Consider the following 19,247-nt stretch of genomic DNA (forward strand, 5'->3'; position numbering starts at 1 on the left):
GAAGTCTTCACTTCACCTTATCGATTCCCTTTTCTTATACACGATCTCAAGGATCCAACATACTGAAACCGATTCTTATAAGGGCAGTGAAGTAGGCCAGTTTTTCACTACGAACTCAAGGTTCTGGGGCTGTCACGACCTATTCTCCACTTCTACTATAAAAAAATAGTAGGGCTTGTCTAAAAAGTCCATAAAAACAGAGCGAATGGAGAAAACAATGAGTTTTTCCATTCGCTCTGTTTCCTTATTTTTGAAATTGGTTTGGGAATTTGCGGCCCATTTCAGTATGTTGTGGGCCATTGCCACAATCCCGAATTCTGTTCGGACTTTATGAAGCCCCCGTAACAGAAATCGAGTGAAACGCAAATTGCCCTTGATGTTACCGAACACACTTTCGACATCCACTTTACGCTTCGCATAAAGAGCTGCCTTTTGTTCGTCACCAAGAGCTGCTTTGGCTTTCGCTTTCATTTCTTCATAAATCGTGTTCCAATATACTCGACGATTTCCTTTGGCTTTCGTACACCCATTCTTCAACGGGCAATCCGTACAATCTTCACACTCGTACACTTTCAAATCTTGTATGTATCCAGATGCATTTTTTCTTTTTTGATAATACTTGAATACGACTTTCCGATTGTTCGGACAGATAAAGCAATCGTCTTCTTCGATGTATTTCCAGTTTTGTACTTTTGATAAATCCTTTTTAAACTTTTTACTTTGTTCCTTCAAATAGGTTTGGTATGGGGCTAATAATTCAAAACGAGGTTCTTTTTCTTCGCCAATCGCATATAAATAGTTTTCTTCACTCGCATATCCTGCATCGGCAATGACATACTTGAGTTTCTTTTCCTTCGGCATCGATTCCAATAACTTTTCCATAAATGGTTGGAAACAGCGAGTATCTCCTGGATTTTGATAAATTTCAAATCCCACGATAAATTGATGTTGTGTGGCGAGTTGAACATTATAACCCGCCTTGAGTTGGCCGTTTTTCATATGGTCCTCTTTCATTCGCATAAAAGTGGCCTCATGGTCGGTTTTCGAGTAGCTATTTCGTTCACCTAGAATCTGTTTTTGTACTTTGTATTTTCGTAATCGTGGAAGATAATCCGTTTGAATCGTTTTCAGTTGTTTGGTGAGTTGGGATTTTTTAGAGCGAAGTTCTTTTTTTCTTTCTTTGTCTTCTTCCTGTTTATAATCTTTTTCCAAAGCTTCTATTCTCTCAGAAAGTTGTGCCGATGATTTTTCTAATTCTTCTTCTAATTGTTCTTCTTTTAATTCCTCCAAGGCGATTTGGTGCGCTTCTTGTAGAAACGATTGAATTTTGGCTCGTAGTTTCTGATCATATTTTTCTACGGATTTTCGCCATACAAACGTATATTTGTTGGCATTCGCTTCTATTTTCGTACCATCCACAAAAATATGGTCGAGGTCGATAAGTCCTTGTTCTACTAGTTGAAGGACAAATTGTTCAAATACAGAATCCATCATGTTTGACATACGAACACTACGAAAATCATTTATTGTGCGATGGTCAGGGGTTTGCAATCCCGCCAACCACATCATCGGAAGATTTTCTTTCACCATTTGCGCTATTTTCCGACTTGAATAAACATTTTGAGTGTACGCATATAAAATCACTTTCAATAACATTTTAGGGTGATAGGGTGCACGACCCCCACCAACATAATGAGTATACAACACTTCATCCGGAATCGATTCCACCATTTCATCCACTAAACGGGCGACATGATTTTCAGGAATATACATTTCGATATCTAAAATGCTCATGACTTGACGATTGCAATAAGGTTGGAAAACTAGTTTTTTGCGTTTCTTATTCTTTTGAACCTCTATTTTTTGAATACCCTCTAGAGTCATTTCTAATTGCGTGTTATAATTTTCTTGAATAGTCATTTGATTATTCATAAGAAATCGTCCTTTCTGTAGAATGTTTTTTGGTCAATTTCATTCTATAAAAAAGGACGATTTTTTTGTACCCTAAAAACAGAAAAAAGGGCTGAGCCCAAGGTCGATTCAATCGACTTTTCGGACAGCCCCTACTAATCTTAGTATGTTTTTATATTTTAGAAACGTTGATATATCGATGTTTATGATTTTTTGTTTTCAATAGGGATTTGACTTTCTGGACAGCCTCACAAAATTTTAGTATGATGCGATTTTAGGAGAATTAAGGATCTTTTTATTTGATGAAACTAGGCAAAAACGTTGCGATTTCAGGAAATATTACAAGTATAATAGTGAAAATGATCATAGTAATGATAGCGGGTGTAACTCCTTTAAAAATTTTTTCGATTGGTACATCTTTCACAATTCCACTAATGATGTAAACGCTTAATCCTAAAGGAGGTGTCAAAACGCCAATATTTAAGACCATTACCATAATAATGCCAAACCAGAGCCCATCAAAGCCCAATTGGGTTACAATTGGATAAACGATAGGTAAAGTTAATACCATAATGGCTATTCCTTCTAAAAACATACCTAAGAAGAAATAGACAATTAAGATTAAGGACATGATTAAATAAGGTGATACATCTAACGAACCTACTAAAGATGTTAAAGTCATTGGAATTTGGCTGAGTGCTAGAAATTTTCCAAACAACGATGCGCCAATTAATATTAAGAAAAGCATAGCTGTTAATCGAAGGGTTTCGTCTAATGATGATTTTAAAGCGGCCCAGCTTAGTTTTTTTGAAAGCAAAGTGATTGCGAAGGCTCCCATAGCGCCGATTCCACCAGCTTCGCTAGGGGTAAACACGCCAAAATATATTCCGCCAATACTCAATATGAAAACTAATAAAAATGGCCAAATGCTTTTTAAAGAGCGGAGTTTTTCGCTTAGGTTTGCTTTCTGTTCTTTTCTTGGTGCGATAGAAGGATTTAGTCTCACTTGAATGTTAATCATGAGCATAAACAACAATGTCAAGAGGATCCCAGGTACAAGCCCTCCAATTAGTAATGGGCCGATTGGTTCAGATGTAAGGGCGCCGTACAATATTAATATAACGCTTGGTGGAATAAGAATCCCTAATGTTCCGCCAGCTGCAACCGCTGCGGTCGAGAAGGTTGTTTTATACTGATAACGTTTCATTTCTGGAATGGCAATTTTCGCTAATGTAGCGGTTGTTGCATTGCTCGATCCTGATATTGCTGCAAAAATGGAACTGGCACCGATGGTTGCTATAGCTAATCCGCCGCGAAAATGCCCAAGCCATTTATCGACGGCATTAAAAAGGTCTTTTCCAAGTCCTGTATTAGACATGAACATTCCCATTAAAATAAACAGCGGAATGACACTTAAACTATAATTATTTACTTGACCAAAAGCTGATGTCCCAAGCTGAGAGAGTCCAACCTCCCAACCTGACAATATACATATTCCTATAAACCCGACGAGAAATAACGATAAACCTACTGACACGCGCAATAAGATCAGTATTATTAACACGATAATTCCAATTAATCCTGTCATTTCTGGGCTCATGATTTCACCACCTTGATGAGAGATTTCAAAAGGTCAAGCAAAAATGTCAGCATAAAACAAAATGATCCGATAGCAGTAGTAAATACAAAAATGTATAAAGGTAATCCGAGATCGCCGCTTGTTTCATTACCTAATAAAATTCTGTTCCCGTATTGAAATAATTGCCAAGTTGTTAAAGCAATAAGAATAAATAAAATCAACGAGCTAATGGCATAAAGCACATGTTGTAGTGTTGCTGGCATTTTGTTTGTCAGAAAGTCGATTTCGATATGTTCTTTTTTCAATTGCGTCATACCTAAGCTGAAGAAAATAATGATTGCCAGAGACAAGCCAGTAATTTCATAAGTTCCGGTAATCGGTTTGTTGAAAAAATATCTTCCAATTACATCGACTGTTGTTAAAATCATGAGAAAAAACAACAAAATGCTGGAAATGGAGTGTAAGATATTATTCAACTTGTAAATCAGTCGATCTAACTTTTCAACCCAGTCGCTTTTTACAGACATAGGTTGTTCATGTGAAATTTCAGAGTCGACTGTGACAAGATTGCCTTTTTCTTCTGCGTTCATTCATTTTTCCCCCATAATAATTAATTGGATAAATATAATACCTGTGCACGTGTTTTGCTCAATTGAAAGTCTGTCATTCTATTCGTACACAGGTATTTCAAGTAAAATTAATTTCCTTTAATTAGTTCTACAGCCCGATCATAAATCTTTTGACTGTCAATTCCTTTATCTTTTACATCTGAAAGCCATTTTTTTGTGACAACTTCAGATGCTTTTTTAAACTTTTCCAATTCGCTGTCTGGCAGAGTAATAAATTCGGTACCTTTCTCTTTTGCTTCTTTTTCTGCAAGAGCTCTTTGGTTATCGAAGGCTTTACCTGATTTTTCAGCCATTGGAATACCAAGCAGCTCTTTCTCAATGAGTTTTTGGTCTTCCGGCGAAATTTTATTCCAGCTGTTCTTGTTCATGGCAACGTAATAAATGCTCGTATTGAAATTTCCAATAGTGACGTAATCAACTACATCAAATAAGTTGAAATCTTTAATTGCTGCAACAGGAAGTACACCGCCATCAATAACTCCTTTTTGCATTGCATCGTAAATTTCAGGTGCAGGCAGTGAGACAGGTGTAGCTCCCCAAGATTTGATCATTTCGCCAGCTTCTACAGAAGGCGTTCTCAGCTTCAAACCTTTTACGTCTTCAAAACTGCGGACCGCTTTTCCTTTTGTGATGATCGCATATGGATCAGCAGCATGTACCCATAACAGCTTTACATCAGAATATTCTTTTTGAATTTCTGGAAACTCATCATATAACTTTTGCGCAACAACACTTAATTCTGCACCACTTTTTCCGTCTGGAAGGAACGGCAATTGCAATACTGAATGGACAGGGAATTTACCTGCATTATACCCTTGTAAGCCCCATCCTGCGTCCATAATACCTGTGACAATATTATCGTATGTTTCTTTAGGTCCGCCTAATGCTCCGCCTGGATAAATTTTGAATTTCACTCGATTATTGGTTAATTTTGCAACTTCCTCACTGAAAGGTCTCATAGAATCTTTATCCTGTACGTGGTCAGGTGAGTTCATATGCCCCATCTTGAATTCAATTGATTTCCCTCCAGACTCGCCGGGTCCTTTAGATTCGTCAGACCCACCGGCGGAATTGGATGAACATCCGGAAAATATTAGCATGGCCAAAAGAACAAAAATGAAAAAGAACGAATATTTTTTTGCAGTGTGTTTCAACATCTTCCCCCCCTATAAACAGTAAACGCTTACAAATCAGAAAGTTTTAAATATTTTTGCATCAATAAACATATTATTTGATCATTTTTTATAAAACGATATCGTTTTTCTTATATATGAAACCACTAGCGTTGCATTAATTTAATTCGAAAATTCCGAATTGAAAAAAGTCCATAAAAAAATCCTTTATAATGGATGGTACAGGTGGTCCCTGTCCAAATCCAATATAAAGGATGAAGCCTATGGACAAGGATACACTATTTTCTTCATTTGGTAAATGGGTCACTCCTCTCAATTCTGTTAAATTTACACAAAGAATTGAAGAGATGAAACAAGATAAATATACGAAAAAATTAACCACAAAAGCGTATTTACTTTTGTTTTTGCATGCTCAACTTCAACAACGAGAAGGACTGCGCGCCATCGCCGATGATGCGTTACTGGATGATTTTCAGCGAGAATTAGGATTGACATCTATTAGTGCTTCACAACTTTCTCGAAAACATCGCCAAGTAAAACCCGAATGACTCGCAGAAATCTTTCTGGATTTAGTGAATCAAATCCGCCAGATGTCCACGAATTCCTCCAGTCAGGTGAGTGGCTTAAAAATCGTGGATTCTACGACCATTTCACTGAATCTGAAAAAATATCAATGGGCTACGTTTCGCAAAACGAAGTCGGGAATTAAGGTTCATTTACGACTGGTGTTTGTCAATGAAGATACGGTTTATCCGGAAAAAATGGTCATGACCCCAGCAGGGAACAATGATCGAACACAAATGGAACAACTGATCGACGAAACAGATGCCATGTACGTGTTTGATCGTGGTTATGTAGACTACGAAAAGTTCGATTATTACTGTGATAAAGGCCTCTTTTTCGCCTCCCGTCTGAAAAAGAATGCCTATGTTCGATTTCTTGAATCGTTCTCTGTCCCATCCAATTCCTCTATTTTATCTGATTCGATGGTGGTCATTGGGACACCACAAAAACGAACGGAAAATGTCTTTCGATTAATCGAAACATTCGATTCGGACGGGAATCGAATTCGAATCATTACGAACCGATTCGACCTAGATCCAGAAGAACTTGGTGATATCTATCGTTCTCGATGGGCCATTGAACTATTTTTTAAGTGGATTAAGCAACGTTTAACACTCAAACATCTTTATGGAACGAGTCCAGAAGCTGTAGAAAATCAGGTTTACTTAGCTCTGATTTCTTACTGTTTACTCATTCTTATTCAACTTGAAATGAAATCGAAACATTCTCTCACCCAGATTTATCGTTGGCTTCGCGTTTTTCTTTGGAAACCAAGTACCGTGTGGGTGGAACGAATTCAACGGGAATGAGTTGAAAAAAGTCGGCGAAGCGCAGTAGCCATGTAACAATAAAACAAATACATTTATTACCAAATGGATAGTGATCACCTTTAGTTGGTTACTGCCTTGTTTTTCGTTTATCATAAAATATTTTATTCAGAAAATTCTGCATAAAATGTTTTTATTTTTTATGCAACGCTACTGATATGAAACAATTGATAATTTTTAGTTCTTAACTTTTGGGGCTGCCGGCTGACTTACTTTCTCAAATGTGATCAGTGCGTTCCAGCTGCCGGAAGATTGGCCGTCTGCCCAATATTTCGGTTGGTCATCGTCTTCAAGCATGCTTAATAGCATGGCGAGATGTCTTCCTCCTGATTCTACCTTTGCCAGACGGGCGTATTGAGGAAGCATTTGATAGGCTGCATCATATTCTTTGTTTACTATATAACTAATGAATTGTTTATCTAGTGCATGTTCTGAAGCGGTCGGTTTATTGTGTCTGCCGCGGACTAAATTGTGGGAAAGTGCGCCGCTTGAAACAAATACAATTTTCTTTTCGCTTTCTTTTAATACTTTTGCAATCAGCTGTCCCCATTTATACGTTTCATCTAAAGTGGCAGCCATCGTCACGGACAAATTCACAACAGGTATGTCTTCATTCGGCACAAGGTATCTAAGAGGCACAACCGTTCCGTAATCCCAAACATAGTAAGGGTCGTCTATTCCTACAACTTGCAGTCCAGCATCTTGACCGATTTTTACTAGTTCATCACCAAGCTGTTTATCTCCGGGATATTCATAGGGAACATCACGAATTAAATCAGGACATTCAAAAGCGGTTAAAATGCCCTTATGGACAGGAGTGCAATCAACATAATGGAAAAAAGTCGACGGCCAATGGCAGGAAACAAGAACGATGGCATCCGGTTTTAAATCATAAATTGTCTTTGACATCTTTTGCATTTCAATGGCCATATTCTTTTGAAAGTCGGGGACTTGGTCAAAATGGCACATGCTTGGCACATGAGGCGCTAACATAGCCAGCTCAATCGTCATCGCTACTTCTCCTCCTTTAAAATTATTTTCTTACTTCAGATGCGGGTTTGCCCGCAATTCCCCAATGGGTTTTTGGCACCTCTGTCACTAAAACGCGGATGTTTTCTTTTGGTGAATCGAGCGTTTCCGATACAGTATTTGTTACATTTTGAATTAACTCCTTTATTTTCTCTGGCGGCCTGCCCTCCATGATTTGAATAGTAACAAAAGGCATGTCATCCCTCCTATCAGGTAAGAAATTTTTTCTTTCGCTATTTAAACAACATGGAAGCTTACTTCGCCCAATCCGTCAAATTTTCCTGTGACATAGTCGCCTTTGTTTATCAAGACGGCGCTCGTGATTCCTCCTGTTAGAATGACATCACCTGCACGCAGCTTTTGTCCTTTTCGTGATAACATATTGGCAAGCAGAGCGACGGAATGGGCAGGATGGCCAAGCACAGCGGCTCCGGCTCCTAACTCTTTTATTTCGCCGTTTATGGAAAGAGTCGATCCAACTAAATCAAGTTCTAATCCTTCCGGCTTTTTCAAAGACGTTCCGAATACAACCCGGGATGTTGACGCATTGTCAGCGATTACATCAGGAAGCGTAAAATCAAAATTTTCATATCGGCTGTCGATGATCTCAAGAGCCGGCATCACGTATTCTGTTTTCGCAAGCACCTGTGAACCATTGACACCAGGTCCTTCAATATCTTCTTTTAATACAAAAGCGATTTCCGCCTCCACTTTTGGGTGGATTAAGTCATGAAAAGGCAATGCTCCGCCGTTATTGATCACCATATAATCGAATACATAGCCGTAAATAGGCTCATTGACCTTCATTTGCTTCATCTTAGCAAAACTTGTCAAACCCATTTTTGGACCGATGATACGGTGACCTTCATTTATTTTCATATTGACAATCTCTTGTTGAATGGCGTAGGCTTCTTCGACGGACAAATCCGGTTTTAATGAGGCCGTTACCTTTTTTGCTTCACGTTTTTCCTTTTCCGCTGTTACTAAGTAGTCAGCAATTTTTTTTATATCTGCGCCAGCCATTTGCTGCATCCTCCTTAAGTATGTGCCGTTTGTTTTTGTTTTGAAATTTCAGCAGCTACATCAATAATCATATCCTCTTGACCGCCAACAACCTTTCTTTTGCCAAGCTCAACTAATATGTCGCGCGAATCAATTCCGAATTTTTTGCTGGCAGCTTGTGCATGCAACAGGAAGCTTGAATATACTCCAGCATATCCGAGTATTAGTCCATCTTTTGTAATTTCTTGCGGCTTTTCCAAAATGGGGGCTACTATGTTTTCGGCTACGTCCATAATTTTGTATAAATCGATTCCGGTGTTGATTCCTAAACGGTTGAGCACCGCGATTAATACTTCCGTTTGAGTGTTGCCTGCACCGGCGCCTAAGCAGCGGATGCTTCCGTCAATCCGCGTCGCTCCTTCTTCAATGGCTGCTAATGTATTGGCCATTGCTAGGGAAAGATTGTTATGGCCATGGAATCCGATTTCAATTGACAAGCTGTTTTTTAAAGCTTGAATCCTTTCTTTTACTTCATGCGGTAGAAAAGCGCCAGCTGAATCGACAACGTATACAACATCAGCTCCATAGCTCTCCATAAGCTTTGCTTGCTCAACCAGTTTTTCTGTTGGAACCATATGGGCCATCATCAAAAAACCGACAGTTTCCAATCCTAATTCTTTTGCGAAAGCAATATGCTGTGCTGAAATATCCGCTTCTGTTACATGAGTGGCGATTCTCGCCATTTTTACCCCCAGCTGTGCAGCTTGTTTTAATTCTTTCATTGTCCCGATTCCCGGCAAAAGCAAAACAGCAATTTTGGCATTCGTGACAGTAGATACAGCGGCTTCGATCAATTCCATTTCATTTGTTAAAGAAAGTCCGTATTGCAGAGATGAGCCACCTAAACCGTCTCCGTGCGAAACTTCAATATAAGGTACATTGGCATCATCCAACCCTTTTGCGACGGCTACGACTTGATCCACAGTATATTGATGTCGAATCGCGTGGCTGCCGTCTCTTAAAGCGACTTCAGTAATCAGTATGTTACGTTCTCCCACGATATTCACTCCTTCCTTAAACATTCACTTTAGAAGTAATATTTTTCGCCCATTCCTCCGCCACTTTCACTGCTGCGGCTGTCATGATATCCAAATTGCCTGAATAAGTCGGCAAATAGTCTCCAGCGCCTTCCACTTCGATAAAAACTGTTATTTTATTTCCGTCAAAGAGAGGTTCTTGTCTTAAGCGATAGCCCGGTACATAAGATTGGACTACTTCCACCATATCTTTGACGGATTGAGTAATCTTTTTTTGATCGACAAAATCATTTTCTACAAGGCAATATATCGTATCTCTCATCATAATCGGCGGTTCAGCAGGGTTTAAAATAATGATAGCCTTCCCTTTTTTAGCGCCGCCGATTTCCTCGATTCCGCGCGCTGTCGTTTCGGTAAACTCGTCAATATTTGCTCTAGTTCCGGGACCGGCGCTTTTGCTTGAAATCGTTGCCACAATTTCTGCATATTTGACAGGCTGAACTTTGTTGATGGCATGAACGATCGGAATCGTCGCTTGGCCTCCGCATGTAATTAAATTAATGTTGTCGGCATCCAAATGTTTATCAATATTTACAGGAGGTATGACAGACGGACCGACGGCAGCAGGTGTTAAGTCAAGAACTTTTTTCCCTGCTTGCTTCAGCAATTTTGCATGGCGTATATGAGCTTTTGCGGAGGTGGCATCAAATAGAATATCCGCTAGATCGGGATTTTCTAAAAAACCTTTAATGCCGGTATCAATCGTGTAATATCCGAAATCTTTTGCTTTTTTTAATCCGTCCGATGAGGGGTCAATTCCGATGACCGTTGTAAGCTCCAACACATCTGATCGACGGATTTTGTACATTAAATCTGTTCCGATGTTGCCGGACCCTAAAATTCCAACCTTTACTTTATTCATAAAATTCTCCTTTCAATCTATTATTCTGTAAATGATACCGTTACATGCCCGAGATGAGCGAACCGCGCCGTAAAGACGTCTCCAGCTTGTGCATCAGCGGCTCTGGATAGAGCGCCTGATAAAATGATTTCTCCGGGACGTAATGAAATATCAAAATCAGCCAGCCTGTTGGCGAGCCATGCGACACAGTTTGCCGGATTGCCTAATGCTGCTGCGCCGACACCGGTATTGACTAGTTCCCCGTTTTTTGTCAAGCTCATTCCAATTAATTCGAGATCAACATTTTCTATTTTTTCCGGTTTTCCTCCCAATAAGAAATATCCGGATGAAGCGTTGTCGGCAATGGTGTCAGCCAGCTTGATTTTCCAATCTTTAATGCGGCTGTCGACAATTTCTAATGCCGGAACAATATAGTCAGTTGCTAAGATCACGTCTAAAGCGGTTACGTTTGGACCTTTAAGCTCCTTTTTTAAAATGAAGGCAATTTCAGCTTCTACTCGCGGCTGCAAAACTTTTTTCATGGAAATGCTTCCGCCGTTTTCAACGACCATGTAATCTAATAAATGTCCATAGTCCGGTTCATCGACTCCAAGCAGCTTTTGCATTGCTAAAGATGTTAAACCGATTTTTTTTCCGACAATTTTTTGACCTTGATCGACCTTTCTTTTTATATTTTCCAGTTGTATAAGATAAGCTTCTTCGGCAGTCAGATTCGGATCAACGGAAGTAAGAGGATCTGTCGCCCTGTTTAAAGCTTCAGCTTCCTGCAGTTGATTGGCAAAGTTGGCAATTTTCGTTGTTAACATTTTTTCCTTCCTTTCTCATTCAGACAGAATGATTTGGTAAGCAGGCTATTTTAACATACTCCTTATGTTTCAACGGCACCTTAAATTATAGCTTTATCGTTATGTTTGAAAGCTCTGTATAAAAATCTAAGCTGTGCATGCCGCCCGTTCTGCCAATTCCGCTGTGCTTCATTCCTCCAAACGGCGTTCGTAAATCACGCAGGAACCAGGTGTTGACCCAAATGATGCCTGCTTCAATTTGATGTGCCACCCTGTGTGCACGCCGTAAATTATTTGTCCAAATAGTTGCGCTTAATCCGTAATGTGTATCATTGGCTTGGGCTATAACTTCCTCCTCCATGTCAAACGGAGAGACAGTTACAACTGGGCCGAATATTTCTTCCCGTACGCAGCGGGAATTTCGATCCAAACCAGTTATGATTGTAGGTTCGAGATAATAACCCTTATCTAATCCGTCTGGACGCTTTCCGCCTGTTAAAATTTCTGCCCCATCTTGCTTGGCTATGTCGATGTAGCTGTTGACGCGTTCGTAATGTTCCTTGCTTACGAGTGCGCCGACATCTGTGCCATTTTCAAATGGATCGCCAATCTTTAATTCTTTTGTTTTCTTTACAAATTTTTCTAAAAACTCTTCATAAGCTGGGCGCTCTACATAAATTCTTGAACCGCAAAGACAAACTTCGCCTTGGTTAATAAAGCTTGATTTGATGGTAGTTTCAATGACTTCATCTAAATCTGAATCGGCAAAAATAATGTTTGGATTCTTGCCGCCCAATTCATATGAAAGTTTTTTCAAGGAATTAGATGCTGCTTTCATAATGGCTGCTCCTGTACCCGGTTCACCGATAAAGGAAATGGCGTCAATGTCAGGATGTTCGGCAATTGCTGCCCCAGCGGAGTTTGGACCGAAGCCATGAACAAGGTTGACAACTCCGTCCGGAACACCGGCCTCTTTGCAAATTTCCATTAATGCAGTAGCGGTTAAAGGAGTCCACTCTGCAGGTTTAATAACAGCTGTGTTGCCCATTCCTAAACATGGAGCCAGCTTCCAAGTCAATAATAAAAGAGGTAAATTCCAAGGCTTGATAATTCCCACTACTCCGACTGGGCGCCTGTGTGCATAATGAATGGCCTGATCATCTTGCTGATAAGCTTCATTCGTAATCGAAATGATGTAGTCAGCGAAGAAGTGGAAGTTATAGGCAGCACGGGGAATGTCAATTTTTTTTGCAAGAGATAGCGGTTTTCCTGTATCCAATGATTCCAATCGTGCCAGCTCATCCTGTCTTTCTTGGATTAAATCGCCAATGCGCCGCAAAATTTTTGAACGCTCCGTTAATGTTATGTTTTTCCAAGGGCCGTTCAAAGCCCTTTTGGCAGCGGAAACGGCATAGTCGACTTCTTTTTTTCCTCCTTCAGCGACTGTTCCGATTACTTCCTCAGTTGCAGGATTAATATTGTCAAAGGTCCTTTTGTTATCGGATTCAACAAATTGTCCGTTAATAAAATGCAAGCAGTTAATCGTTCCGTTTGAGTTGATTGGCATGATTCACCCTCCCGAATATCATCATAAATTTCAACTGTGACTTTAATGGTAGTTTCCCTATGTTGCACTTTCAACTTCTAAATTGCTATATATGCAACAAATATAAAAATTTTTAAAAATATCGAAATATTTAATTTTTTACTTTTCAGTTGTTCATATATTTGATATATTCTCGTATAAAGAAAATTGATGTAGAGGGGGAGGGTGTACATTGAATGGAAAAGACGAGAAAAATCAGCTTTCTTCCATCAAAAATGCGCTGAAAATATTGAAAAGCTTTACAATGGAAGAGCCAGAAAAAAAAATAAGCGATTTATCCAATTCTCTAGGATTAAATAAAAGCACAGTCAGCAGGACAATGAAGACGTTGGCAAGTGAAGGATTTGTTTATAAAGATTCAGAAACGAAGAAATACAGATTGGGATTATCCATTTTATCTTTAAGCGGCGTGCTATTCAGCAATATGGATATTTACAGAGAATCGCAGCCTGTACTAAATAAACTGGTCGAAGCAACCGGTGAAACTGCCCATATTTCTGTATTGGACAATTTAGAAGTTGTTTATTTGCAAAAAGTAGAGTGCAATCACCCCGTAAGATTTTTAACCCATATCGGGAGACGCAATCCGCCTTATTGCACGAGCTCTGGAAAAGTTTTAATTGCATTTTCGGAAAATGAAACGGTCGAAAAAATTATATCTAAAGGGTTAAAGCGTTTTGCTAAAAATACGATTACGGATCCTGAGAAGCTGAGAGATCATTTAAAAAAAGTAAGGGAGAATGGGTATGCCGTTAGCATTGAAGAATTGTCCGAGGGAGTTAATTCCATTGCCGCCCCGATTTATGATTATACCGGAAAGGTTATTGCAGCACTTTCTGTAGTCGGTCCAAAACAACGAATCAATTCTTACAAGCTTAAAGCGATGGCGAAACAAGTGATCGCAGCCAGCAAGGAAATTTCTGAAAGAATGGGGTATTTGAATTTTTCTTAATTTGGTGGGAGAGTGGAGAGATGTATGATTTTCATACACATTTCATCCCTGAAGGCGTGATGGAATGGGTAAAAGAACATAAAGAAACTATTCATGCTGAATGGGTGAAAAAAGAAAAGGATAAGGAAGAGTTTTTGATTGTTAATCAAAAATGGGGATTTGAATTAAAAAAATCTTTTTTAGATTTAACCCTTTTTTTAAACGAACAATTGAAAGCGGGAGTTCATCATTCCGTCATTTCACCGATACCGCAGCTTTTTATGTACGAGTTTCCGGAAGAAATCACTGCTGAACTATCCGGCGTGTATAATGATTCATTAGCGCGGCTTGTGCAATCGTTCCCGGAAAAATTGTCTGCGCTGGCAACGGTTCCGTTAAATAACCCGGATAAAGCTGCACAAATCTTGACAGATGCGATGGGAAAAGGGTTAAAAGGAGCCATTATCGGTCCTGGGGCAGCTAATCATATGCTGTCAGATGAATTTTTTATCCCATTTTTTGAAGAAGCCGATCGGTTGAAAGCGATTGTTTTCATTCATCCGTTATTGAGCGAAGATCCTCGCTTGAAAAGAAGAATGATGCCAAATTTAATCGGTGTTCCGTGGGAAACAACGATTTGTGCTACAGATCTTTTATTAAGCGGATTGATTGATCGATTTCCAAATGTGAAAATATTATTTGCCCATGGCGGAGGATTTTTGCCTTACCAAATCGGCAGAATAGAAAAAGGATACGAAGAATGGGAAGCGGTTTCAAAAAATTTAACATCCTCTCCGAAAGAATACTTAAAGCGTTTTTGGTATGACAATGTTTTGTGGGAGCAAGCAAGCATTGACTATTTAGTGCGAATAGTGGGAGAAGATCGAGTAGTGCCTGGCTCCGATTTTCCGTTCGACCTTTCTGTCTGGCCTCCAAATGAAAAGCATTGCAAAGGGGCAAGTTCATTAATAGATTTTTAAAAGCTTTTCGTCTTTTAAGCCAGCAGGCTGGACAATCAATCGCTAAATGATTTATCTTTTGAATCATCGTTCCGGTTTTTGTTAGCAAAACGTTATTTCACGAACGGGCCCAGCATCATGAAAACGGAAATGTCGTTGTATTATATGGCAGCAGAAAAGCATAAAAGCAGTCTAGACTTGCGGACTGCTTTTATGCCGTTGTGTGCTGAACAGGCAGTAAAGGTGCTATCTCGTCTATTATTTTTTGATCAGCAATGACAGTATAATTTCCGATCGTTTGTATAGCTCCGCCCGCTTCGCACACAAGCAGCTGTCCAGCAGCAATATCATAAAAATTAGGCTTATAGTAGACTGCGATATCAAGTTTGCCACAAGCAATGTAGGCTAAAGTGACAGCAGCTGTTCCGATCATTCTGACTCGGTAAACGTCGTTTACAATGTTTTCAAGCAATGAAATGCGCTCTTTATTCGTTTGTTTATTGGCGTCCTTTGCAAAATCGCCAATGGAAATAAAAGCTTCCGCCAGGCTGGCATTTCGAATGTTTATAGCATTTCCATTTAAATAGGCTCCTTCTCCCTTTGCTGCCCAATACGTTTCCCCAAAAGCAGGCAATGATATAGCAGAGACGACTGGATCATTTTGATAGGTTAGGGCGATGGAAACTCCGTAAAGCGGAACGCCGAAACTGTAGTTGATGGTCCCGTCAATAGGGTCAATCACCCATTCAAATTCATCCTTTCCCCCAATGCTGCCGGCTTCCTCACTGAATATGCGGTGATCAGGATATGTCTCCTGAATGCGATCAATGATCAGCTTTTCAGCTTTCAAATCCATTTCAGTCACAAAATCTTTTGCTGACTTTAATGTTTGCTGCCCAGCTTTTCCTGCATACGGCCGAATCAATTCACCGGCCTCTTTAGCTAACTTTATCGCAAAAGGCAAATATTGCTTATACATTGCGTTCCTCCTTCGGAAAAGTGAATCAATGATTGATTGCTATTAATTAATCATAATATATTTCAAGAAATTTAGGAATAGATGGAATGTTAACACACACTTGCTTTAGAAGTGTAATGAAAGGTTTCCACATGAGAAATGAAATGCCCTGGATAAGAAAAATCATCTTACATCTTGCATTGAACGCTTTTCTCTTCATATCTTCCGGTGTTTTACATGTTCGATGGTGCAGCGGCTTGACGATTTAATGACAGAATATTATAATTTTAATAAAATTGGACTGCCCAACAGTCCAAAAAATGAAAGGAACATGTTTATGAAATCCAATATATTTAATGAGCTCACCAATACGAGAGTTTACGAAAAAATTGTTGATCAAATTAAGCAGCTGATAGAAGAAGGAAAACTAAAACCAAATGACCGCCTGCCTCCGGAGCGTGAATTGGCGAAAATTCTCGGGTGCAGCAGGACTTCTTTGCGGGAAGCATGCAGAGTTTTAGAATCGGAAGGAATCATTATTTCAAAACCAGGCGGCGGACGGTTCGTTCAAAAAGTCGATCAAAGCTTGATTCTGAAATATCAGATCAACCCTATTGATGTACTCGAAAAAACAACAGTGATTCAATTTTTGGAGGCCCGGGAAGCATTGGAGCCAAAAATTGCTGAAATAGCATGCGAAAGGGCAACGAAAGAAGATATAGAAAAGATGGAAAAGGCATTGAAATTAATGGAAGAAAAGTTGAAAAATCCGGAAGAGGAAATAGATGCAGACAGCAACTTTCATTTATCTCTCGCCCAAGCGACACATAATTTTGTGTTCATCTCATTTATGGATACGAATTTGAATTTATACCGCCAAGTGCGAAAGCAAACGTTGCAGTCGCAAGCGCGTTATTCTGAATCTTTTTTTGAACATGAAGCGATTTTGGAAGCCGTGAAACAGAAAGATAAAGCAAAAGCATCGGAAGCGATGAAAGTCCATTTAAGCAATTTGCGAAGCAATGTATTAGGCATGCTGCCAGAGAAAAATTAATGTTTTGGAGGGGGATACGATGGAAAAAGGAAAATATGGTCCGTTAACAGGAGTAAATATTTTGGATATATCGACTATGATCGCTGCTCCTTTTGGGGCAACGCTGTTAGCTGACCTTGGCGCCGAAGTGACGAAAATTGAATTGCCCAATAAAGGTGATACTTTGCGGACTGTAGGCCCTTGGAAGGGGAATGAGCCGCTCAGATGGCCAGGGCTTGCCCGCAACAAAAAATCAGTTACTTTAGATATACGGAAAGAAGAAGGAAAAGAAATTTTAAAAAAACTTATAAAAAATACGGATATTTTAATTGAAAACTTTCGCCCCGGTACTCTTGAAAAGTGGGGGCTAGGGTATGAAGAATTGAAAAAAGCAAATCCTAAATTGATTATGGTTCGAATCTCGGGCTACGGTCAAACAGGACCGTATCGCGAAAAAGCCGGGTTCGGAACTCCGTGCACCGCTTTCAGCGGCCATACTTATATCCAAGGGTATCCGGACAGACCGCCTGTCAGCCCATCTTATTCATTGCTTGATTATATCACTGGTGTATATACTGCATTTGCTGCGGTCAGTGCATTATATTACCGTGATAAAACTGATGATCCAGAAGGGCAAGTAGTCGAAATGGGATTATATGAATCGATTTTCCGAATGCTCGAATTTTTAGTAGCTGAATATGACCAAAACGGTATAGTAAGAGAAAGAACACCCGGGTTGGCCGGACATTCAAGTCCAGCAGGAACATATGAAACGAAGGATGGAAAATATGTTGTTCTTGTTTGCAGTACTGATTCAACTTTTAATCGGCTTGCAGAAGCAATGGAACGAACAGATATGCTTGAGGATGAACGTTATTATACAAATTCACAACGTTTAAAACATGACGATGAAGTACAAAAGATTGTCTCTGACTGGATACGCCAGTTTACGCTGAAGGAGCTGCAGGAAAAATTGGATTTGTACGGTGTGCCTGTCAGTCCGATTTTAAGTATTAAAGATATTTTTGAAAATGAACATTATCAAGCTAGGAAAAACATAGTAGAAGTTGAGCATCCTCGACTTGGAAAAGTAAAAGTGCCGGGCGTCGTTCCTAATTTTTCAAAAACTCCTGGAACCATTCGTTACCGCGCTCCTGAGCTTGGAGAGCATAATGAAGAAATATTAGGCGGAAAATTAGGGTTATCAAAACAGGAGCTTGCCGAGTTAAAAGAGAAAGGAGTCATTTAAATGAGTGATGCCATATTTCCTGCAAGGGTCATCATTTGCGAAGTTGCGCCGCGCGACGGGTTTCAATCAGAGGATCAATGGATTCCGACTGAACAAAAAATAAAAATTATCCGTGCGCTTGCGAACACAGGAGTTCAATCGATAGAAGTGACATCGTTCGTTCATCCGAAAGCAATTCCGCAGTTGAAAGACGCCGAGGAAGTTGTGAAAGGGATAGAAGATTTAACGCATATTAAATTTCGGGCTTTAGTGCCAAATGTAAAAGGGGCCCAAAGAGCAATTGCGGCTGGAATAAAGAAATTGAAGCTTATGCTCTCGGCAACAGATTCGCATAGTTTATCAAATGCAAACTGCCTTGTGGAAGAAGCGCAAAGAGGATTTGAACCTATTGTCGATTTGGCGCAAAAACATAATGTTGAAGTAGGAGGATCAATTTCCGTTGCATTTGGATGTCCGTACGAAGGAAAAGTGCCTTTAGAAAAAATAGTAACAATTGTAGATCGATATAAGAAAATGGGGATAACTGAAGTTTCGCTTGCTGACACGACAGGAATGGCCAATCCAAAACAAGTCTATCAATATCTTGGCGTATTAAAAAAGGAATTTCCTCACATGACTTTCTCCATGCACTTCCATAATACGCGCGGAATGGCGTTGGCGAATGTGGTTGCCGCTTTGCAGCAAGGTGTCATCCATTTTGACAGTTCTGTCGCAGGTCTCGGCGGATGCCCATATGCACCAGGAGCAACGGGTAACATTGCAACAGAGGATTTAGTTCATTCACTAGAAGAGATGGGGATTGAGACTGGAATTCATTTAGATCGCATAATTGACGTTGCAAAAGATGTAAGAAACATGCTCGGTCATGATGGAGGAAGCTACATGCTTCAGGCAGGACCTTGTTCGAAATTGAGTCCAAAACCAACTGCTCAGGAAAAATTAGAAAAGTAAAATGATTGGTATGGAAAACATGTTTTTAGATCGATCTAATAAGATCGATCAATTTTTTGCCGTCAAAAAAAGAGCCAGTTGAAATGCGTAAACCCAATCTGTTAGGCATTGAATAAAGAGTCGTAGCAGGGCAGAAAAGTGA

17 protein-coding genes and 1 pseudogene are annotated in these 19,247 nt (G+C 39.7%); 6 read left to right on the top strand and 12 right to left on the bottom strand.

What is annotated here, in order from left to right:
• Positions 1-132 precede the first annotated feature (132 nt).
• The 4 genes from NSQ71_RS01590 to NSQ71_RS01605 form a co-directional block, all read right to left on the bottom strand.
• Complete coding sequence (locus NSQ71_RS01590; RefSeq protein ID WP_340732528.1) at positions 133-1,932, bottom strand: IS1182 family transposase; 1,800 nt, start codon at positions 1,930-1,932, stop codon at positions 133-135.
• Between the two features lie 274 nt (positions 1,933-2,206).
• Positions 2,207-3,511 (bottom strand): TRAP transporter large permease, encoded by a 1,305-nt coding sequence (locus NSQ71_RS01595; protein ID WP_339193994.1) that lies wholly within the window; start codon positions 3,509-3,511, stop codon positions 2,207-2,209.
• Positions 3,508-4,080 carry a TRAP transporter small permease gene (locus tag NSQ71_RS01600; RefSeq protein WP_339193996.1) on the bottom strand — a complete coding sequence of 191 codons (573 nt, stop codon included), beginning with the start codon at positions 4,078-4,080 and terminating at the stop codon, positions 3,508-3,510. The genes NSQ71_RS01595 and NSQ71_RS01600 overlap by 4 nt, the downstream gene beginning before the upstream one ends.
• 107 nt (positions 4,081-4,187) lie before the next feature.
• Positions 4,188-5,276, bottom strand: coding sequence for a TRAP transporter substrate-binding protein (locus NSQ71_RS01605; protein ID WP_339193998.1), 1,089 nt, complete (start codon positions 5,274-5,276; stop codon positions 4,188-4,190).
• A gap of 239 nt (positions 5,277-5,515) precedes the next feature.
• On the opposite strand from NSQ71_RS01605, the pseudogene NSQ71_RS01615 reads away from it, so the two are divergent.
• A pseudogene (locus NSQ71_RS01615) lies at positions 5,516-6,625 on the top strand (IS4 family transposase).
• Between the two features lie 195 nt (positions 6,626-6,820).
• On the opposite strand, the gene NSQ71_RS01620 reads toward NSQ71_RS01615, so the two are convergent.
• From NSQ71_RS01620 to NSQ71_RS01650, 7 genes are all read right to left on the bottom strand, one after another.
• Entirely contained in the window at positions 6,821-7,654 is an 834-nt protein-coding gene (locus NSQ71_RS01620; RefSeq protein WP_339210848.1) for a DODA-type extradiol aromatic ring-opening family dioxygenase, read from the bottom strand.
• Positions 7,655-7,676: 22 nt separating this feature from the next.
• Complete coding sequence (locus tag NSQ71_RS01625) at positions 7,677-7,940, bottom strand: 4-oxalocrotonate tautomerase (RefSeq protein ID WP_340734391.1); 264 nt, start codon at positions 7,938-7,940, stop codon at positions 7,677-7,679.
• A complete protein-coding gene (locus NSQ71_RS01630) occupies positions 7,910-8,695 on the bottom strand; it encodes a 2-keto-4-pentenoate hydratase (RefSeq protein ID WP_340732533.1) in 786 nt (261 codons plus the stop codon). The genes NSQ71_RS01625 and NSQ71_RS01630 overlap by 31 nt, the downstream gene beginning before the upstream one ends.
• A 14-nt stretch (positions 8,696-8,709) precedes the next feature.
• The gene (dmpG, locus tag NSQ71_RS01635; RefSeq protein WP_063388383.1) at positions 8,710-9,756 is read right to left on the bottom strand and encodes a 4-hydroxy-2-oxovalerate aldolase; all 1,047 of its coding nucleotides are present in this window, start codon (positions 9,754-9,756) and stop codon (positions 8,710-8,712) included.
• Positions 9,749-10,633 (bottom strand): acetaldehyde dehydrogenase (acetylating), encoded by an 885-nt coding sequence (locus NSQ71_RS01640; RefSeq protein WP_063388382.1) that lies wholly within the window; start codon positions 10,631-10,633, stop codon positions 9,749-9,751. Before NSQ71_RS01640 ends, dmpG begins: the two co-directional genes overlap by 8 nt.
• 20 nt (positions 10,634-10,653) lie before the next feature.
• Positions 10,654-11,439, bottom strand: a complete 786-nt coding sequence (locus NSQ71_RS01645; RefSeq protein WP_063388381.1) for a 2-keto-4-pentenoate hydratase — start codon at positions 11,437-11,439, stop codon at positions 10,654-10,656.
• Between the two features lie 85 nt (positions 11,440-11,524).
• Positions 11,525-12,985, bottom strand: a complete 1,461-nt coding sequence (locus NSQ71_RS01650; protein ID WP_063388380.1) for an aldehyde dehydrogenase — start codon at positions 12,983-12,985, stop codon at positions 11,525-11,527.
• A 211-nt stretch (positions 12,986-13,196) separates the two neighbouring features.
• Between NSQ71_RS01650 and NSQ71_RS01655 the strand changes: the two genes are divergently transcribed.
• Positions 13,197-13,976, top strand: a complete 780-nt coding sequence (locus NSQ71_RS01655; RefSeq protein ID WP_311066782.1) for an IclR family transcriptional regulator — start codon at positions 13,197-13,199, stop codon at positions 13,974-13,976.
• 20 nt (positions 13,977-13,996) lie between these two features.
• Entirely contained in the window at positions 13,997-14,935 is a 939-nt protein-coding gene (locus NSQ71_RS01660; RefSeq protein WP_117017460.1) for an amidohydrolase family protein, read from the top strand.
• Between the two features lie 190 nt (positions 14,936-15,125).
• Here NSQ71_RS01660 and NSQ71_RS01665 read toward each other — a convergent pair whose 3' ends face one another.
• Complete coding sequence (locus tag NSQ71_RS01665; protein ID WP_066247136.1) at positions 15,126-15,893, bottom strand: inositol monophosphatase family protein; 768 nt, start codon at positions 15,891-15,893, stop codon at positions 15,126-15,128.
• 316 nt (positions 15,894-16,209) lie between these two features.
• Between NSQ71_RS01665 and NSQ71_RS01670 the strand changes: the two genes are divergently transcribed.
• From NSQ71_RS01670 to NSQ71_RS01680, 3 genes are read left to right on the top strand one after another with little or no spacing between them, the layout of a single operon-like run.
• A complete protein-coding gene (locus NSQ71_RS01670; protein WP_063388391.1) occupies positions 16,210-16,926 on the top strand; it encodes a FadR/GntR family transcriptional regulator in 717 nt (238 codons plus the stop codon).
• A 19-nt stretch (positions 16,927-16,945) separates the two neighbouring features.
• A complete protein-coding gene (locus tag NSQ71_RS01675) occupies positions 16,946-18,154 on the top strand; it encodes a CaiB/BaiF CoA transferase family protein (RefSeq protein WP_066247132.1) in 1,209 nt (402 codons plus the stop codon).
• Positions 18,155-19,105: a hydroxymethylglutaryl-CoA lyase gene (locus NSQ71_RS01680; protein WP_063388375.1), complete on the top strand. Its 951-nt coding sequence runs from the start codon at positions 18,155-18,157 to the stop codon at positions 19,103-19,105. It begins immediately after the preceding gene.
• The last annotated feature ends 142 nt before the right edge of the window (positions 19,106-19,247 follow it).

Origin of the sequence: Aeribacillus sp. FSL M8-0235, assembly GCF_038000355.1 — a bacterium.
GTDB lineage: Bacteria > Bacillota > Bacilli > Bacillales > Aeribacillaceae > Aeribacillus > Aeribacillus composti.